The following is a 16,725-nucleotide window of genomic DNA, read 5'->3' as shown; positions in this document are numbered from 1 at the left end:
AACGACAACGACGATGACAACGAAGACAACGAAGACAACGGAGACATCGATGCCAGACCCGACCCCTGACCTGTCCGCCTTGCTGCGGCCACGCTCGATCGCCGTGATCGGCGCCTCGTCCCAGCCGGAGAAGGTCGGCGGCATGCCGATCCGGCTGCTGCGCGAGCTCGGTTACGGCGGCCGCGTGCATCCGGTCAATACCGCCTCGGCCGAGATCCAGGGTCTGCCCGCCACGCCCTCGCTCGGCGCGCTCGGCCAACCGGTCGATCTTGCGATCGTCGCGGTGCCGGCAATGGCGAGCGCCGACGTGATGGCGCAGCTGGCCGCCAATGGCACGCGCGCCGCGGTGTTCTTCACGTCGGGCTTCGCCGAGGTCGGCGAAGCGGGCACCCGCATGCAGCAGGCGCTGGCCGAGCAGGCACGGCATCACGGCATCACGCTGCTGGGGCCCAATTGCCTCGGCGCGATGAATCTGCGCGAGCGCATGTTCGCCACGTTCTCGCCGATTCCATTGAGCGGGCTGCCGCCGCTGGGCGATGTGGGACTGGTCAGCCAGAGCGGGGCCTTCGGCGCCTATGCCTTTGCGCTGGCCCGCGAGGCCGGCCTCGGGCTGAGCCATTGGGTGACCACCGGCAACGAGGCCGGGCTGCAGGTCGCCGACGTGATCGAATGGCTTGCGCACGACGACGATACGCGCGTGATCCTGACGTACATGGAGGGCTGCCGCGATGGCGAGCGGCTGCGCCGCGCGCTGGCCGCCGCGCGGGCCGCGGGCAAGCCGGTGGTCGTCGCCAAGGTCGGCGTCACCGAGGCCGGCGCGCGTTCGGCGCAATCGCATACCGCGAGCCTCGCGGGCGAGGATGCGGTGTACCAGGCGGTATTCGACGAATACGGCGTGCATCGCGCCGAGTCGCTGGAGGCGTTCTTCCGGCTCGGCTATGTGCTGTCGCGCGGCCGCCGTCCATCGCGCTGGCATAGCGCCAGCGGCCTGGCGGCCGATGCGGTGGCGCCGGTGGCGATCGTCACCGTGTCCGGCGGCGTCGGCATCATGATGGCCGATCGCGCCGAGCAACTGGGTTTGCCGATGCCGCCGATGCCGGCCGCCCGGGCCCAGGCGCTGCGCACCGCGATCCCGTTCGCCAGCACCGCCAATCCGATCGACGTCACCGGCCAGATCGTGGCCCAGCCGCGCGTGCTGCTGGACGCGCTGCGCGACGTCGCCGAATGCGGGGAATACGGCAGCGTGGTGGCCTTCCTCGCCGCCGGCGCCAATGCGCCGGCGCTGTGGCCCGAGCTGCAGCGCACGGTCGCCGCGCTGCACGAATCGAACGGCAGCGCGCCGCTGCTGCTGTGCGGGCTGGTCGCCGACGATCGCCGCGCCTGGCTGGAGCAGCACGGGTGCCTGGTGTTCCGCGAGCCGGCGCATGCGATCGAAGCGGTTGCCGCGCTGGCGCGCGCGGCGGCGCAGCCGACCGACATGGGCGGCGTGCTGGCGGCCGAGTCCTGGCCGCCATTGCCGCAGTTGCCCCGCATCGCCGTGGACGCCGGCGCGCTGTCCGAGCATGAAGCGATGCAACTGCTGGCCGAAGCCGGCGTGCCGGTGGCCCCGCACGGCCTCGCGCGCGACGCCGACGAGGCGGTACGGATCGCCGAACGGCTCGGCTATCCGGTCGCGGTCAAGCTGTGCTCGCGCGAGATCCTGCACAAGAGCGACGTCGGCGGCGTGGCGTTGAACCTGCACGATGCCGCCGCGGTGCGCGCCGCCTTTGCGCGCGTGCGGGACGCGGCCCGCTGCCATGCGGAACAGTCGGGCGGCGCGCCGGTGCCCTTCGATGGCGTGGTGGTGGCGCGCATGCTGCGCGGCTGGGGCGAACTGATGGTAGGCGTGCGGCGCGATCCGGTATTCGGGCTGGTCGCGCTGGCCGGCATCGGCGGCACCGCGGTCGAGGTGTTCCGGCAGATGGCGTTCGGCCTGGCGCCGCTGTCGATGCCGCGCGCGCTGGCGATGCTGCGCGCAAGCCGCGCCGAGGCGCTGTTCGCCGGCCATCGCGGCAATCCGGCGGTGCCGCTGGAACGGGTCGCCGAGGTGCTGGTGCGCGTGTCGCGGGCCGCCGCCGCGATCGGACCGCGGCTCGACACGCTCGAGATCAATCCCTTCATCGTCACCGCCGACGGCCCGGTCGCGGCCGACGCCGTCATCACGCTGCGGCAAGACGCGGCCTGAAATCCAAGCGAGCACCCAACATGAACCATCCCGCCAGTCCCGTCTTCTCGGCTCCCGTCTACGACAATCCCCAGCAGGCGCTGACCGCCGCCGCGGCGCTGCCGCTGGTGATCTACGGCTACCCGCTGATCGAAACGCTGCGCACCTGCCGCGTGCAGACCTCCGTCGAGGCCGCCACCGGCTACGGCCGCGCGCCGGTCAACGTGCTGTCGGCCAGCACGCGCCAATGGACGCACGAGGACCGCGACATCGTCACGCCGGCCAACGACCTGCTGTACTTCTGCGGCTGGGTTGACCTGACCGGCGGTCCGGTCACGCTGCACGTGCCGCCGCTCCGCGATCCGGACCGCTACTACGTGGTCGAACTGCTCGACGCGCATACCAACAACTTCGAGAATCTCGGGCCGCGCAATGTACCGGCCGAAGGCGCCGCGGTGCAGCTGGTCGGCGCCGGCCAGCAGGCGGACGGTGGACACGCGGTGGCCTGTCCCACCTCGCTGGTCTGGCTGATCGGCCGCGTGCTGGTACAGGGCGAGCACGACCTGCCGGCGGCGCATGGGTTCGAGCAGGGTTTCCGGCTCGATGCGCCGGCGATCGGGCGGCAGCCGCAATGCGTGCGGCTGTGGCGCGAGTCCGGCGACGCCGCGCTCGACTTCTTCCACAACCTGTTCCAGGCGCTGCGGGAGTTTCCGCCGGCGCCGGAGGAGCGCGGCGTGCTGACGCTGCTGCGGCGCCTGGGCATCCGGCTCGAGGACGAGGTCGAGATCGCCGCGCTGCGGCCGGCGGTGCAGGCCGGGCTGGTCAGCGCCTATCGGCAGGGCATGGCACTGATCGAGGCGCATACGCGCAGCCAGGCGCGCAAGAGCTGGGGCTACAGCCTGAAGCTGGGCGTCTATGGCGACGATTGGCTGATGCGTGCGACCACCGCGATGAAGGGACTGGGCGCGTTGCGCGCCGACGAGGCGGTCTACGCGATGGCGGATTTCGATGCCGACGGACAGCCGCTTGATGGCGCCGGCAGCTACGAGCTGCGTTTCCCCGCGGGCCATCTGCCGCCGGCGCAGGCGTTCTGGTCGGTGTCGCTGTACGGCGAGGACCGCTTCTTCACCGCCAATGCGATCGGCCGCTATGCGATCGGCGATCGCACGCCGGGCCTGCGCCACGAAGCGGACGGCAGCCTCGCGATCGTCATCTCGCATGCGCGCCCCGCGTCGATCGACAACTGGCTGCCGGCGCCGGCGGGACCGTTCTATCTGATCCTGCGCCTCTATCATCCGAGCCCGGCCTTTATCGCCGGCAAGTACGTCATTCCGCCGGTACGGCGGATCGGCTGAGGAGGCCCGCCATGATGCGTACCCACTTCTGTCGTGGCAGCCGGATTGTCAGGGACTTGCTGGCCTGCGTACTGCTTGCCGTCGGCCTCGCGCTCGGCTCGTTGGCCCACGCCGACAACTACCCTTCGCGCCCGGTCAAGCTGATCTCGCCCTATGGCGCCGGCGGGTCCAACGACACCTCTGCCCGCGTGCTGGCCGACGCGCTGAGCCACAAGTACGGGCAGCAGTTCGTCGTCGAGAACCGGCCGGGCGCCGGCACCCGCGTCGCCAACGAACTGGTCGCGCATGCCGCGCCGGACGGCTACACGCTGCTGTGGGCCGCCGCGCCGTTCGCGATCAATACCGCGGCCGGGCTGAAGCAGCGCTACGACATCGCCAAGGACTTCAAGCCGGTCGGCCCGCGCGTGGTCGGGCCGGTCTTCCTGATCGTCAACGCGGCCTCGCCCGCCCGCACGCTGGCGGACTTCGTCAAGCTGGCGCGCGAGAAGAAGGACGGCATCACCTTCGCGTCGCCCGGCATCGGCTCGGGGCCGCATCTGACCGGTGAGCTGTTTGCCGGGCAGGCAGGCTTCAAGGCGCTGACCGTGCATTACAAGGGCGATGCCACCGCCTATACCGAACTGCTGGCGGGGCGTGTCGATGCGACGATCACCGCGATCACCTCCGCGCTGCCCTTTATCAAGGCCGGCAAGCTGCGGGTGCTGGCGGTCGCGTCGGAACAGCGCAGCCCGGTGTATCCGGACGCGCCGACCTTCGCCGAGCAGGGCCATGCCGGCGTGGTCGGCTACGGCTGGTTCGGGCTGGTGGCGCCGGCCGGTACGCCCGACGCGATCGTGCGGCAGCTCAATCGCGATGCCAGCGCGGTGTTTGCCGATCCGGCCATTCGCGCGAAGCTGCACGGACTTGGCCTGCAGCCGGAGCCGATTTCCAGCGCCGCCTTCGGCCAGTTCATCGACGGCGAGGTGCGCAAATGGGGCGAGCTGATCCGCCGGACCGGACTGGTGCTGGAGTAGCGGACCCGTTCATTTCGCCCGGTGGGCGCCGCGGCTACGGAACTACGGAAAGCGCGGCGCCAGATCGGCCTTGAGCCAGTCGATCAGCGCCCGGGTGCGCGCCGGCAGCATCCGTGCATGCGGATAGAGCACCGACAGCGGCCATGGCGCCAGCTCGTAGTCCTCCAGCACGATGCGCAGCTTCTTCTCGGCGACCAGCGGCGCGACCTGATAGGACAGGAAGTGGCCGAAACCGGCACCGGCGGCGCAGGCCGCGACCGCGGGCGCGGTCTGGTTGAACTCCAGATTGCCGGTGACCGGCACCTGGAACACGCGGCCGTCGTCCTGGAAGGTCCACCAGTGCGGGTTGCCGTTGCTGAAGCGCAGGCATGGCTCGCGCGCCAGGTCCTCGGGGTGGCGCGGCACGCCGTGCTTGCGCAGGAAGGCCGGCGTGGCGACCACCACGCGGCGGATCCGGCCGACCGGCTGCGCGATCAGCGTCGAATCGCGCAAGGGGCCGATCCGCACGCCGACATCGACGCCCTCTTCGAGCAGGTCGACCACGCGATCGGCAAAGTTCAGCGAGCAATGCACCGCGGGGTAGCGCTGCACGAAGCGCGTGACCGCGGGCGCCACATACATCTGGCCGAACAGCATCGGCGCGGTCACCGTCAGGTGGCCGGCGAGTTCGACCTGGCGCGTGGTCAGGCCGGCCTCGACCTCGTCGATGGTGGCCAGGATGCGCCGGCAGCTGTCCAGGTAGCTACGGCCATCTTCGGTCAACGCCAGCCGGCGCGTGGTGCGGTTCAGCAAGCGGACCTGCAGATGGGCCTCGAGCGCGGCCAGCGTGCGCACCACCGCCGGCAGCGAGGTGCCGAGCGACGTCGCGGCCGCGGTCAGGCTGCCCTTGTCGACGATCCGAACGAAAGTCTGCATCGCGCGAAGTTTGTCCATGGCGCGACATTACTCCATTTATTGGAGTAGTCAAATACGTTTGGCACGCTTTATTGCAGGCCGGCGGCCGACCACAATGCGGGCATTCGCAATCCCTTGTGCAAACACACCGCAAGAAAACGGAGCCCACCATGTCCGCTGCATCTTCCCGTCCCGCCGCCCCGCTGGTGCTGTATCACGTGCCGATGTCGGGCCATTGCCATCGTGTCGAGCTGTTGCTGTCGCTGCTCGATCTGCCCTACGGCTGCGCGCTGGTCAACGTCCGCGGCGGCGAGCACAAGCGCGAGCCGTTCCTGCGCCTGAACCCGTTCGGACAGATTCCGGTGCTCGACGACAACGGCACCGTGATCGCCGACTCCAACGCGATCCTGGTGTACCTGGCGCTGCGCTACGACGAGGAAGGCCGGTGGCTGCCGCGCGATCCGGTCAAGGCCGCCGCGGTGCAGCGCTGGCTTTCGGTCGCCGCCGGGGAAATCGCCTTCGGCCCGGCCCGTGCGCGGCTCGCCGGCGTGTTCGGCATGGATGTGCCCGTCGACGATGCCCGCCGGCAGGCGGAGCGGCTGTTCACGGCGATGGAACCGCTGCTGGCCGCATCGGCATTCCTGGTGGGCCCGGATGCCACGCTGGCGGATGTCGCCGCCTATGCCTATATCGCCCGGGCCGAAGAGGGCGGCATCAGTCTGGCCCCGTATCCGGCGATCCGCGCCTGGCTGGCGCGCGTCGAAGCGCTGCCGCGCTTCGTGCCGATGCCGGTCGCCAAGGCCGCGGCCTGACTCGATCGACCGTCTCATCTCATCGTCCCATCTCACGTCCCGGAGCCCGTTCATGGAACTGCCGACCTGGCCTCACGACGAATCGCCTTTCCATCGTGGCGAACGGCTGGCGCAAGAGCGCGTCGGCAAGCGCGAGAAGATGGAGGTGGTGGGCCGCCGCATCGTACGCGGTGAAATGCCCGAGCAGCATCGGCTGTTCTTCGCGCAGCTGCCCTTTCTGCTGGCCGGCGCACGCACGGACGATGGCGGCGTCTGGGCGACGATGCTGGTCGGCGCGCCGGGATTCGCCTATGCGCCCGATCCGTTCGCGCTGCGCGTCGATGCGCTGCCGTTGCCCGGCGATCCGCTGGACAGCGCGCTGCGCCACGGCGCCGACCTTGGCCTGCTCGGCATCGAACTGCCGACGCGCCGCCGCAACCGGCTCAATGGCGTGGTGGCGCAGCGCGATGCCGGTGGCTTCACGCTGGAGGTGCGGCAGAGCTTCGGCAATTGCCCGCGCTATATCCAGCAGCGCGAACTGCAGCCAGCCGGATCGTCATCGGTCGAAGCGGACGCGGGTCTGCCCGCGCCACAGGTGCTGGACCGGCTCGATGGCGACGCGATCGACCTGGTGCGGCGCGCCGACACGCTGTTCATCGCCACCCATCACAGCGATCCGGACGCGCCGCACAGCGGCGGCGCCGATGTCTCGCATCGCGGCGGCAAGCCAGGCTTCGTCCGCGTGGACGGCGACGGCACGCTGGTGATGCCGGACTTCAACGGCAACGCCTACTTCAACACGATCGGCAACCTGGTCGCCAATCCGCGCGCAGGGCTGCTTTTTGTCGATTGGGAGGACGGCACGCTGCTGCATGTGGCGGTGCGCGCGGAGATCGTCTGGGATGGTCCCGAAGTCGAGGCCTACGCTGGCGCCGAGCGGCTGGTGCGGATGCGGGTGGAGCAGGCGATCCGGCGCCCCGGCGTGCTGCCGCTGCGCGCCAGGCTCGTCAGCGTGTCGCCGGTGCTGGCCGAGACGGGCGAGTGGCCCGCCTCCGCTGCCGATCACCACTGATAGGTAAGCGTCGCCATCACGTTGCGCGCCTCGCCGTAGTAGCAGTTCAGCAGCCCGGCGCACGAGGACACATAGGTCTTGTCGAACAGATTGGTGGCGGCGATCCGCAGGCCGGCGCCCTTCAGCGACGGGCTGACGCGGCTCAGGTCCAGCCGCATCATCAGGTCGACCAGCGTGGTCGACGGCACCTTCAGCGAGTTCTCGTTGTCGGCCCAGCTGGTGCCGACATAGCGAACGCCGGCGCCGACGGTGAAGCCGGGAAAGATCAGGTAGTCGGCCCACATCGAGGCCATATGCTGCGGCGCCTGGTACGGCGTGTTGCCGACCACGCCTTCGGGCGACTCGACGTAGCGCATGTGCGTGTAGGTGTAGCTGGCCAGCACCGACAGCTTGTCGGTCACGCGCGAGCGTGCCTCCAGTTCGAGCCCGCGTGAGCGCACCTTGCCGGCCGGCTGGTAGTACGGGGTCGACAGCACGCGCGCCGCGACCTTGTCCTGCGTCAGGTCGTACAGCGAGGCCGACAGCAGCGTGCTGCTGCGCGGCGGCTGGTAGCGGACGCCGATCTCGAACTGCCGGCTCTCGGTCGGCGGCAGCAGGCTGCCGTCGCGGGCGGTGCTGCCGCTCGGATTGAAACCCTCGCTATAGCCGGCATACGGCGCGATGCCATTGTCGAACAGATAGACCAGGCCCGCGCGCTTGGTGAACTTCGAGCCGTCCCACTCCGAGCGCGAGGCGGCGCCGAAGCCGAGGTTCGATACCCTGGCCATGTCCTGGCGGCCGCCGAGTACCAGGCGCCAGCGGTCCCAGGCGATCTGGTCCTGCAGATAAAGGCCGGTCTGCTCGAGCTTGCGGTCGATATTGGCGCGGAACAGGCCGGACAGGCCTGCATTGCCGTAGACCGGATCGAAGGCGTCGATCGGCGCGGCAGCGCCCGATTCCCACCAGCCGTCGACATGGCGGTGCTGGTAGTCGACGCCGAACAGCAGCGTGTGCTTCAGCGGACCGGTATCGAATTGCCCTTGCAGCTGGTTGTCGACGATAAACGCGTCCAGGCTCTCGTTGGCGCCCGAGTAATAGCGCGTCAGCGTGTTTGGGCCGGCCCATCCATAGCCATAGACTTGCTGCAGCGTGACGTCGGACGACAGATAGCGGAAGTTCTGCCGGAACTGCCAGCGGTCGTTGAACGCATGCTCGAACTGGTAGCCGACCATGCGTTGCGTGCGCGTGAATTCGTTGTGGCCGGGGTCGCCGTCGAAGAAGCTGCGCAGGATGCGGCGGCCGTTGTGCGCGGCGGTGATGGTCGCGTCGGATGGAATCGCGCCGTGATAGCCGCCATGCGGGTCGCGCTGCAGATAGGCCTGCAGCAGAAGACGCGTGTCCGGGCTGATGTTCAGCAGCAGCGACGGCGCGATGGCGAAACGCTCTTCCTCGACATGGCGGAACTGCGTATCCATCGAGCGGCCGATCGCGGTGATCCGGTAGGCGGCGACGCCATTGTCGTCGAGCGGGCCGGTGAGGTCGAACCCGGCCTCGTAGCGGTTGCGGTTGCCCACGGTGACCTGGGCTTCGCCGGCGCGCTCGAATTGCGGCCGCTTGCTGGTCAGTGCGACCACGCCGCCGGGCGAGGCGCGCCCGTACAGCACCGAGGCGGGGCCGCGAATCACGTCGATCCGCTCCAGGAAATACGGGTCGATCTGCATCGAGCTGTAGCTGCCCGGATCGCCCAGCACCTTCAGGCCGTCCAGCAGCGAGTTGTCGGCGCTGCTGTCGATGAAGCCGCGCAGCGCGACATAGTCGTAGCGATTGGTCGCGCCGACCAGCGCGGTGAAGGCCCCGGGCGTGTAGTTCAGCGCCTCGGACACGCTGCGCGGCTTCTGGTCGTCCAGTTGCTGGCGGGTGACCACCGAGATCGACTGCGGCGTCTCGGCGAGCGGCGTGTCGGTCTTGGTCGCGCCGGCGCTGCGCTTCGCGACGAAGCCGATGCCGGGGCTCAACGCGGTTTCCTGGGTGCCGGTGACCGTCACCGCGGGCAGCACCGCGGCATCGGCCGGCGCAGCCGCGGCCTGCGGCGCCGGCGTGGCGGCCGGCACCAGCAGATAGCCAGCCGGGGTCCTGCCGATCGCGTAGCCGCTGCCGCGCAGCAGCACGGCGAAGCCCTCGTCGACGCCATAGGGGCCGTGCAGGCCCTGCGTGCGCAGGCCGCGCAGCTTGTCGGCGTCGACGGTGATCGCGACACCGGCCTGCTGGGCGTAGCGCGTCAGCGCCTCGGCCAGCGGACCGGCGGGGATGGCGTACCGGGTTTGCGCTCGCGATTGCGATTGCGATTGCGTTTGGGTTTGGGCTTGCGCCTGCGTCTGCGCGTGGGCCCGGGCGGGCAGCGTCATCGCGGCCGCCAGCGCGGCGCCGACGGCCAGCGGCATCGTCAGCCGAACGGCCAGCGCGCGAGAATTCAAGCGAGGCCGCGCGGGCCCGGAATGGGTATGGCTCATGATTTCGCGGTTTCCGTGCTTTTGTTGTTGTTGTGTTTGACGGATGAGGGAGCGGAGCCGGAACTGAAGGGGGAAGGGTCGCGCCACGGTTTTCGCCCCTCTCCCGCTGGCGGGAGAGGGGGCGGGGGAGAGGGGCGGGGGAGAGGGGCGGGGGAGAGGGGCGGGGGAGAGGGCAACGCCGTTTGCCCTGCCGTCGCGGCCGGACATCACCCCCTCTCCCCAACCCTCGCCCCCTTTGCAGGGGGCGAGGGAGAACACCATGGGTACGGCCCGGCCTAGTCGCCAGCCGGCGCGTCCACCCACACCAGATACGGCGTCAACTGCCGCACCCGCACCGCGGGCAGCGCATTGGCCAGCAACTGCAACGCCTGCTCGGTGTCGTCGAGCGGCAGCACCGCGAACACGCGCACGTCGGCGATCTGCTGGCGGTCGTAGCCGATCCAGCCGGGGCGATGCCGGTTCAGCGCGTCCAGCAGCTCGGCCAGCGGCTGGCCGCGCGCGATCAGCTGGTGGCGTTGCCAGGCCTGCTCGATGCTGTCCGCATCGACGCGTTCGATCGGCCCGAGGCCCGCCGCCGTCACGGCGACGCGTTCGCCGGCCGACACCACCGCCTGGCGCGGCTCGCTGCGCGCGCCGGTGGCGCGGGCGCGCACCCTGGATTCCAGCATCGTCAGCACGGTCCGCTGATCGTCGCGGTCGACGCTGAAGCGCGTACCGAGCGCCTCGATGTCGGCCTGCGCGGTGCGGACCACGAAAGGCCGCGCCGGATCGCGCGCGACATCGATCAGCACTTCGCCGCGGATCAGCTCGATCAGGCGGCGTCCCTGGTCATAGCGCAGGTCCACCGCGCTGCCGCTGTTCAGCGTCAGGCGGCTGCCGTCGGGCAGCGTGTGGGTCTGCCATTGACCGGTGCCGGTACGCAGATCGGCCAGCAGGTAGGCCGGCGGCCAAGCGTGCAGCGACAGTGCGATGACGGCGGTCGTCACCAGCGCGGCGGCCAGCGTGCCGAGATGGCGTGCGGTGCGGCGTCGGCGCGAGGGCTTGCCATGGCGTACGCCCTCATGCGGGCCGTCATGTCGTTCGCCATGTCGTTCATTCTCGAAGGCGGCGCGCAATGCCGCTCGCGCCGGCCGGGCATCGCCGCCGGCGTGTTGACGCAGGCCTTCGAGCCGATGAAGCAGCGATTCGACGCGGGCGGCCGCGCGAGCGTGCCGAGGATCGGCGGCTTTCCAGCGCGCGAATTCGATCTGCGCGGTGGCGCGCTCGTCGGGATCGTCGGCGGTCAGCCTGGCAATCCAGTCCGCTGCCTGCGCGACCGGATCGCCGTCGTCGAGGCGCGCGCTCATCCGGCGTGCGATGCCGCGGCGGCACTGGCGTTGCGTGCGTCCTCGTCGCCGTCATCCGACAGGGCGCAATGCGCCAGCGCCTGCACCAGATACTTGTGAATCATCCGCGTCGACACGCCCAGATGCGCGGCGATGCTGGCGTGCGTCTGCCCCTCCAGGTAGTGCATCAGGAAGGCCTCGCGCGGCTTGCGCGGGAGGCCGTCGAGCGCCGCGCTGATCTGCGCCAGCGCCTGCAGCGCGGCGACGGTCTGCTCCGGCGACGGAAAACCGTCCAGCGAGGCCGCCGCCTGCTCCAGCTCCGCCAGATAGGCCTGCTCGAGCTTGTTCCGCCGCGCGCGATCGATGATCAGGCGCTTCGCCGTGGTGGTCAGGTACGCGCGCGGCTCGCGCACGCCGGCCAGCGCATCGCGCGAGGCCAGGATCCGCACGAAAGTGTCGTGCGCCACGTCGGCCGCGTCGTGCGGACAGGACAGCTTCTTGCGCAACCAGCCGAACAGCCACGAATGATGGTCGCTGTACAGGACATCGATCGGTGGCGACGGCAGGGACTCGGCGGCGGACATGGGAGCTCCGGCCATGGCGTGGGCCAGGTCCGGGGAGGGCTAGGAAATGAGAACGATTCGCATTTTATGGGCGTGGGTGGGGTTTGGCAACCGGCAGGTCCGGCATCACGCCAGCTCGCTTTCATGCCAATGCGACAGTGCCAGCCGCGACAGCATTGCCATCGCGCCGAACAGCAGCACGCCGGTGACCGTGATCAGCACCAGCGCGGCGAACAGCCGCGGGATATTGAGCGCGAAGCCGGCCTGCAGGATCTGATAGGCCAGCCCCGCACCCGTGCCGCCGGTGCCGGCGACGAACTCGGCCACTACCGCGCCGATCAACGCCAGGCCGCAGGAAATCCGCAGGCCGCCGAAGAAATACGGCAGCGCGCTGGGTATCCGTAGCCGCCGCAAGGTATCCCAGCGCGTGGCCCGGTTGATGCGGAACAGGTTCAGCAGGCCGGGATTGACGCTGCGCAGGCCCAGCACGGTGTTCGAGATGATCGGGAAGATCGCGACCATGGTGGCGCAGATCACCAGCGCCAGCGTCGGCTCCTTGACCCAGATGATGATCAGCGGCGCGATCGCGACGACGGGGGTCACCTGCAGCAGGATCGCATAGGGAAACAGGCTCGCCTCGATCAGCCGGCTCTGCACGAACACGAAGGCGGCCGCGGTGCCGAGGATGACGGCCAGCGCGAACGCCAGCATCGTGATGCGCAGCGTCACCCATAGCGAGCCGGACAGCAGGGTCCAGTCATCGACCAGCGTGCGCGCGATCGCCGATGGCGCGGGCACCAGATAGGGCGGCACGTCGAGCCAGATGCAGACGGCCTGCCAGGCCAGCAGCGTCAGTGCGCCGACGGCGAGCGGCGCGGCGATGCGTTGCACGGCGGGACGGGACAGCAGGGGCGATGCCATGATTGGACTCCTTGGTGGCGCGTCGCGGTGGCTAGGCGGAATCGGCCGGGGCGACGCCGGTATTGGCCTGCGCCAGCAGCGCCGACAGCCGCGCGCAGTGCTGCATGAATCCAGGGCTGACGCGGTAGGCCTCGTCGCGTTGCGCGGGACCGTCGATCGCCACGTCGGCGATCACGCGGCCCGGCCGTGCCGCCATCACGACGACGCGGCTAGACAGATAGACCGCCTCGTAGATGCTGTGCGTGACGAACACCACGGTCAGCCCGCGCTCGGCCCACAGCGCGCGCAGATCGGCATCGAGCCGGTTGCGGGTGAACTCGTCGAGCGCGCCGAACGGCTCGTCCATCAGCAGCAGATCGGGCTCGGTCGCCAGCGCCCGCGCGATCGACACGCGCATCTGCATGCCGCCCGACAACTCGCGCGGGTACACCTGGCCGAATTGCGCGAGTCCGACCAGCGCCAGCGCGCGCCGTGCGCGTTCGTCGGCCTGCTCCCGCGGCATGCGCGCCAGATCGAGCGGCAGCCGGACGTTGTCGGCGACCTTGGCCCACGGCATCAGCGTCGCCTCCTGGAACACCATCGCCAGCGCGCGGCGCGCGCCGTTGCCGCCGACGGGCCTCGCGCCCGGCAGCGTGCCTTCGCCCCACCAGCGCAGATGGCCGGCCGACGGCGCCTCGAGCCCGGCGAACAGCTTCAGCAGCGTGCTCTTGCCGCAGCCGGATGGACCGAGCAGCGACACGAACTCGCCCGGCCGGATCGATAGCTTGACCCGTTCGAGCGCCACGGTGCCGTTGGGATAGGTCTTCTCGACCTGGTTGGCGAACAGGACCGGCGCGTCCAGGGCACCGGTGTCGCGGGGGACGGCGGACATGGCTCAGGCACCGACGACGGGGACGCGGAACACTTCCTTCTCGCCGTGCCGCTCCAGCAACTCCAGCAGCATCCGGCGCATCAGCAGGCCCGGCTTGTCCGATTCCATATGGAACTCGACGCGGCGGCGCGTATCGATGCAGGCGTCGTAGTCGGTCGCCTCCAGAATCTCGCGATCCTCGGCCACGATCGGCGCGTCCCAGGCGATCAGCTCCTCGGTCGAGCAGTCTTCCTCGCGGTCGTTGCGATACAGCCATTGCGACAGCATTACCGTGCCGTCGTCGATCGGCGTGGCGCAGTTGTAGATGATGTGATGGCGCCCGCTGGCCGGATAGATGCAGCCGAAGCGGCGCGTGAAGGGCATGTCCCAGCGGTTGAACATATGCCGGTGGGTAATCGGCTCGGTGGTGCCCGTCACGCGATGGCCCGCCTCGATATTGCGGATCGGCACCAGCGTCTCGGCCTCGAAGCCCCACTCGCGCTGCGTCAGCTCGTATTTCTCGGGTTTGGGCTGGTCGGCGATGCCGAAGTTGGCGCGGTGGACGAAGCTGAAGTGCGAGTTGTCGAAGGCGTTCTCCATCACGCGCAGCGGACTGGTGTTCCAGCGCTCGTAGTACTGCAGGATGCGGCGATAGGCGGGGTCGCCTTCCTCGGGGAAATCGGGAATCGGCTGCAGCGGATCGTCCAGCGCGACCCAGACATAGCCATATTTCTCTTCGGCTCGATAGGCCGGCACGCGGGCACCGGCGGGGACCCGGTTGTCGGGCGCCTGCGGAATTCGCACGCAGGCGCCGGAGCAGTCGTACTCCCAGCCGTGGTAGCCGCAGACGATGTCGCCGCGTTCGTTGACCCAGCCCTTGGACAGCCTGGCGGTGCGGTGGCAGCAGCGGTCGCGCAGCGCGGCCAGCGAGCCGTCGGAGCGTTTCCACAGCACCAGGTCTTCGCCGAGCAGCGTGAAGGGCTTGGGACCATCGTCGAGCATCGAGACCGGCATCAGCGCGTACCAGAAGCGGCGCAGCACGGGTTGTCGGGTAACCAGCATGATGAATCCTCGGAATGCGAAGGGGGACGCGCGATGGCGTCGGGTTTGAATGAGGGCTGCGAATGGCGGGCGCTTGCCCCTCAGGGCATGACCCTCAGGTCCTTGACGAACTGCGTGGTGTAGGCCTGCTTCCAGTCGGTCTCGGCCTTCAGCAGTCCCGCGCCGACCATGAAGTCGCGCGTCTTCTGCCAGCGCGCATCCGTCATCACGCCGATGCCCTGGCGCGCCGCGTCGCCACCGTCGACGAGCCGGAACTCCTTGAGCCTGGCCAAGGCCCAGGCTAGCTGGTCGTCCTTCATGTTCGGGTTGTCCCGCTTGATCAGCGCATTGGCCGCGGCCGGATTGGCCAGATAGCTTTTCCAGCCTTCCATCGATGCCCGGACGAAGCGCGCGACGAGATCGGGCTTTTCCTTGACGGTTTTCTGCATGGTGACGATGGTGGTGCCATAGGGCGGGTAGCCATCGTTGGCGAACAGGAAGAAGCGGGTCTTGACGCCGGCCTTCTGCGCGGCGAACACCTCCGACGACGCGTAGGCCTGCTGCGCGGTATTGCGGTCGGCGAAGAAGGGCTGCAGGTTGAAGGTGTAGACGCGCGATTGCGCCTCGTCGAGCTGGTACTTCGCCTTCAGCCACGGCCACCACGTGGTGCGCCCGGAGGTGGAGACCAGCACGGTCCGGGTCTTCAGGTCGGCCAGCCCATTGACGTCGTCGTGCGTCATCATCCCCTGCAGATCGCTCTGGAACGAGGTGCCGACCGTCGTCACCGGCACGCCCTGCTCGATGCTCTTGAGCACCTGCAGGTCGTAGCCCATCAGAAAGTCCGCCTGGCCGCTGCTCAGGATCTGCATGCCGTTGACCTGCGGCCCGCCCATGCGGATGGTCACGTCGAGGCCGTGTTTCTTGTAGATGCCCTCGGCCACGGCCTGGTAGAAGCCGCCGTGCTCGGCCTGCGCGTACCAGGAGGTCAGGAAGGTGACCTTGTCGGCGGCGAAGGTGGCAAGCGGTGCGATGGCCAGGGCGGCGGCGGCCACGGTCCGGGTCAGAAAGCTGCCGCGCGGGCGACGCGCGACGATGGCCGATGCGGTTCCGGCCGCAGGCGAGGGGGCGAGGTGCGACGTATTCATGGGGTCTGTGGTGTCGTCGAGGGGGAGGGAGACAGCGGGGCGAGTGCCGGCGTCTACGGCGGGCGCGGCACAACGAGACGATGGGACGGGAAGGCATGGCAGGGACGGGACATCGTGTGCGCTCTCTCTCGTTCGCGGCCGTGGCGGCCGGGTTCAACACGCGGCGCGCGCATGGCGCTGCCGGTGACGACCGGTAGGTCGTGAGAGCAATGTCCCGCGCCGGGGCATCGGCCTGCGATGGCGATGCGTTGGGGATGCGTTGGCGCTAACCGCTTCTACTCGATCGGCAATATCGCAAGAGGCATGCCACGCGGCATTGGGCGGCGAGGTGGCATAGATCGGTCCCGATGCGCCAGCGATGGGCGCTGGCGTGGAATCGGATCGCGGGTTTGGTGCAGCGTGATGCGATCCGGTGCGGCTCAAGCTCCGGGTTTGCGGTTCAGCAGCGCGGCGCCAATGGCGATGGCGGCGGCCTTGGCGAGGTGCCACCGCCAGGGCGAGGCCGCTGTGCGGGCTGGGGACGATGTGCGAATCGAAGGCATGGCGGCTCCCGCTGCGGAGGTTCCGTTACGAGGCAGGCTATGCGAGCGGGCGCGCATTGCCAAGGCGGGCGTGTGTGCTGGCGTACAGACTCTCGCTGCCGGTGCGTGGCAGCGGCCAGCCGTTTAGAACTCGAACAGCGGCAGCGGCGTCTGCGCGGCGGGCACGCGCCTGGGCCGTGCCTGGCCGATGGCGCTCTCTCGCCGCGCGATGATGAGCGGCTCGCACGGACGCAGCTCGAAGCTGGAAGGACGAGGCAACACGATGGCCTCGGCAAGCAGCCGTTCCCGATGCGGCGCCAGGATCTGATAGCTGTCCAGATCGAAGCGGGCCGGCTCGCCCAGCAGCGTCCCGGCGTCCTGCGGCGAGGCCACGGACCCTAGGTAGCACCAGTTGTCGATCACGTGCCATTGGGCGCGCGCGTGGTCCTGCTCGCGCCAGGCGATCGGGCCGGCGAATGGCCACGGCGAGATCGCCAGCGGGCGCAGCGCCTCGGCCAGCCGCTCCCGATGGCCGCGCAGCG

Annotated in this window: 14 protein-coding genes (1 of these 14 cut by a window edge); 5 read left to right on the top strand and 9 right to left on the bottom strand. The window is 69.5% G+C overall.

The genetic code is table 11. The features are described 5' to 3' along the window. The first annotated feature begins 49 nt into the window (after nucleotides 1-49). The 3 genes from M1D55_RS09110 to M1D55_RS09100 are packed head-to-tail and all read left to right on the top strand — an operon-like array spanning nucleotide 50 to nucleotide 4,571. Nucleotides 50-2,224, top strand: a complete 2,175-nt coding sequence (locus M1D55_RS09110; protein ID WP_456280698.1) for an acetate--CoA ligase family protein — start codon at nucleotides 50-52, stop codon at nucleotides 2,222-2,224. Between the two features lie 20 nt (nucleotides 2,225-2,244). Beyond that, nucleotides 2,245-3,558 carry a DUF1254 domain-containing protein gene (locus M1D55_RS09105; RefSeq protein ID WP_456280697.1) on the top strand — a complete coding sequence of 438 codons (1,314 nt, stop codon included), beginning with the start codon at nucleotides 2,245-2,247 and terminating at the stop codon, nucleotides 3,556-3,558. An 11-nt stretch (nucleotides 3,559-3,569) separates the two neighbouring features. Beyond that, entirely contained in the window at nucleotides 3,570-4,571 is a 1,002-nt protein-coding gene (locus M1D55_RS09100; RefSeq protein ID WP_456280696.1) for a Bug family tripartite tricarboxylate transporter substrate binding protein, read from the top strand. Nucleotides 4,572-4,613: 42 nt separating this feature from the next. Here M1D55_RS09100 and M1D55_RS09095 read toward each other — a convergent pair whose 3' ends face one another. Beyond that, nucleotides 4,614-5,504 carry a LysR family transcriptional regulator gene (locus M1D55_RS09095; protein WP_064576823.1) on the bottom strand — a complete coding sequence of 297 codons (891 nt, stop codon included), beginning with the start codon at nucleotides 5,502-5,504 and terminating at the stop codon, nucleotides 4,614-4,616. Nucleotides 5,505-5,635: 131 nt separating this feature from the next. On the opposite strand from M1D55_RS09095, the gene M1D55_RS09090 reads away from it, so the two are divergent. Then, nucleotides 5,636-6,277, top strand: a complete 642-nt coding sequence (locus M1D55_RS09090; protein WP_456280695.1) for a glutathione S-transferase family protein — start codon at nucleotides 5,636-5,638, stop codon at nucleotides 6,275-6,277. A 52-nt stretch (nucleotides 6,278-6,329) separates the two neighbouring features. Then, a complete protein-coding gene (locus tag M1D55_RS09085) occupies nucleotides 6,330-7,328 on the top strand; it encodes a pyridoxamine 5'-phosphate oxidase family protein (protein ID WP_456280694.1) in 999 nt (332 codons plus the stop codon). On the opposite strand, the gene M1D55_RS09080 is transcribed toward M1D55_RS09085, so the two are convergent. The 8 genes from M1D55_RS09080 to M1D55_RS09045 form a co-directional block, all read right to left on the bottom strand. Next, the gene (locus tag M1D55_RS09080) at nucleotides 7,319-9,817 is read right to left on the bottom strand and encodes a TonB-dependent siderophore receptor (RefSeq protein ID WP_456280693.1); all 2,499 of its coding nucleotides are present in this window, start codon (nucleotides 9,815-9,817) and stop codon (nucleotides 7,319-7,321) included. The two genes, M1D55_RS09085 and M1D55_RS09080, sit on opposite strands and share 10 nt — an antisense overlap. A gap of 275 nt (nucleotides 9,818-10,092) precedes the next feature. After that, nucleotides 10,093-11,163, bottom strand: a complete 1,071-nt coding sequence (locus M1D55_RS09075) for a FecR family protein (protein WP_064576827.1) — start codon at nucleotides 11,161-11,163, stop codon at nucleotides 10,093-10,095. Next, nucleotides 11,160-11,726, bottom strand: a complete 567-nt coding sequence (locus tag M1D55_RS09070; RefSeq protein WP_064576828.1) for a sigma-70 family RNA polymerase sigma factor — start codon at nucleotides 11,724-11,726, stop codon at nucleotides 11,160-11,162. The genes M1D55_RS09075 and M1D55_RS09070 overlap by 4 nt, the downstream gene beginning before the upstream one ends. 105 nt (nucleotides 11,727-11,831) lie before the next feature. Beyond that, the gene (locus M1D55_RS09065) at nucleotides 11,832-12,626 is read right to left on the bottom strand and encodes an ABC transporter permease (RefSeq protein WP_232205899.1); all 795 of its coding nucleotides are present in this window, start codon (nucleotides 12,624-12,626) and stop codon (nucleotides 11,832-11,834) included. Between the two features lie 31 nt (nucleotides 12,627-12,657). Further along, nucleotides 12,658-13,497 (bottom strand): ABC transporter ATP-binding protein, encoded by an 840-nt coding sequence (locus M1D55_RS09060; protein ID WP_456280692.1) that lies wholly within the window; start codon nucleotides 13,495-13,497, stop codon nucleotides 12,658-12,660. A gap of 3 nt (nucleotides 13,498-13,500) precedes the next feature. After that, the gene (locus M1D55_RS09055; RefSeq protein ID WP_006578838.1) at nucleotides 13,501-14,538 is read right to left on the bottom strand and encodes an aromatic ring-hydroxylating dioxygenase subunit alpha; all 1,038 of its coding nucleotides are present in this window, start codon (nucleotides 14,536-14,538) and stop codon (nucleotides 13,501-13,503) included. An 80-nt stretch (nucleotides 14,539-14,618) separates the two neighbouring features. Continuing rightward, nucleotides 14,619-15,662, bottom strand: a complete 1,044-nt coding sequence (locus M1D55_RS09050; RefSeq protein ID WP_456280691.1) for an ABC transporter substrate-binding protein — start codon at nucleotides 15,660-15,662, stop codon at nucleotides 14,619-14,621. A gap of 665 nt (nucleotides 15,663-16,327) precedes the next feature. Further along, on the bottom strand, nucleotides 16,328-16,725 hold the end of the coding sequence (locus M1D55_RS09045) for an exonuclease domain-containing protein (protein WP_456280690.1). It continues 1,207 nt past the right edge of the window; 398 of the gene's 1,605 nt are visible here — the last part of the coding sequence; its start codon lies beyond the right edge, outside the window; it ends in the stop codon at nucleotides 16,328-16,330.

Source organism: Cupriavidus sp. JZ107, from assembly GCF_053903255.1.
Note: the sequence above shows the minus strand (reverse complement) of the source record. Positions and strands in the feature narration are given on the sequence as shown.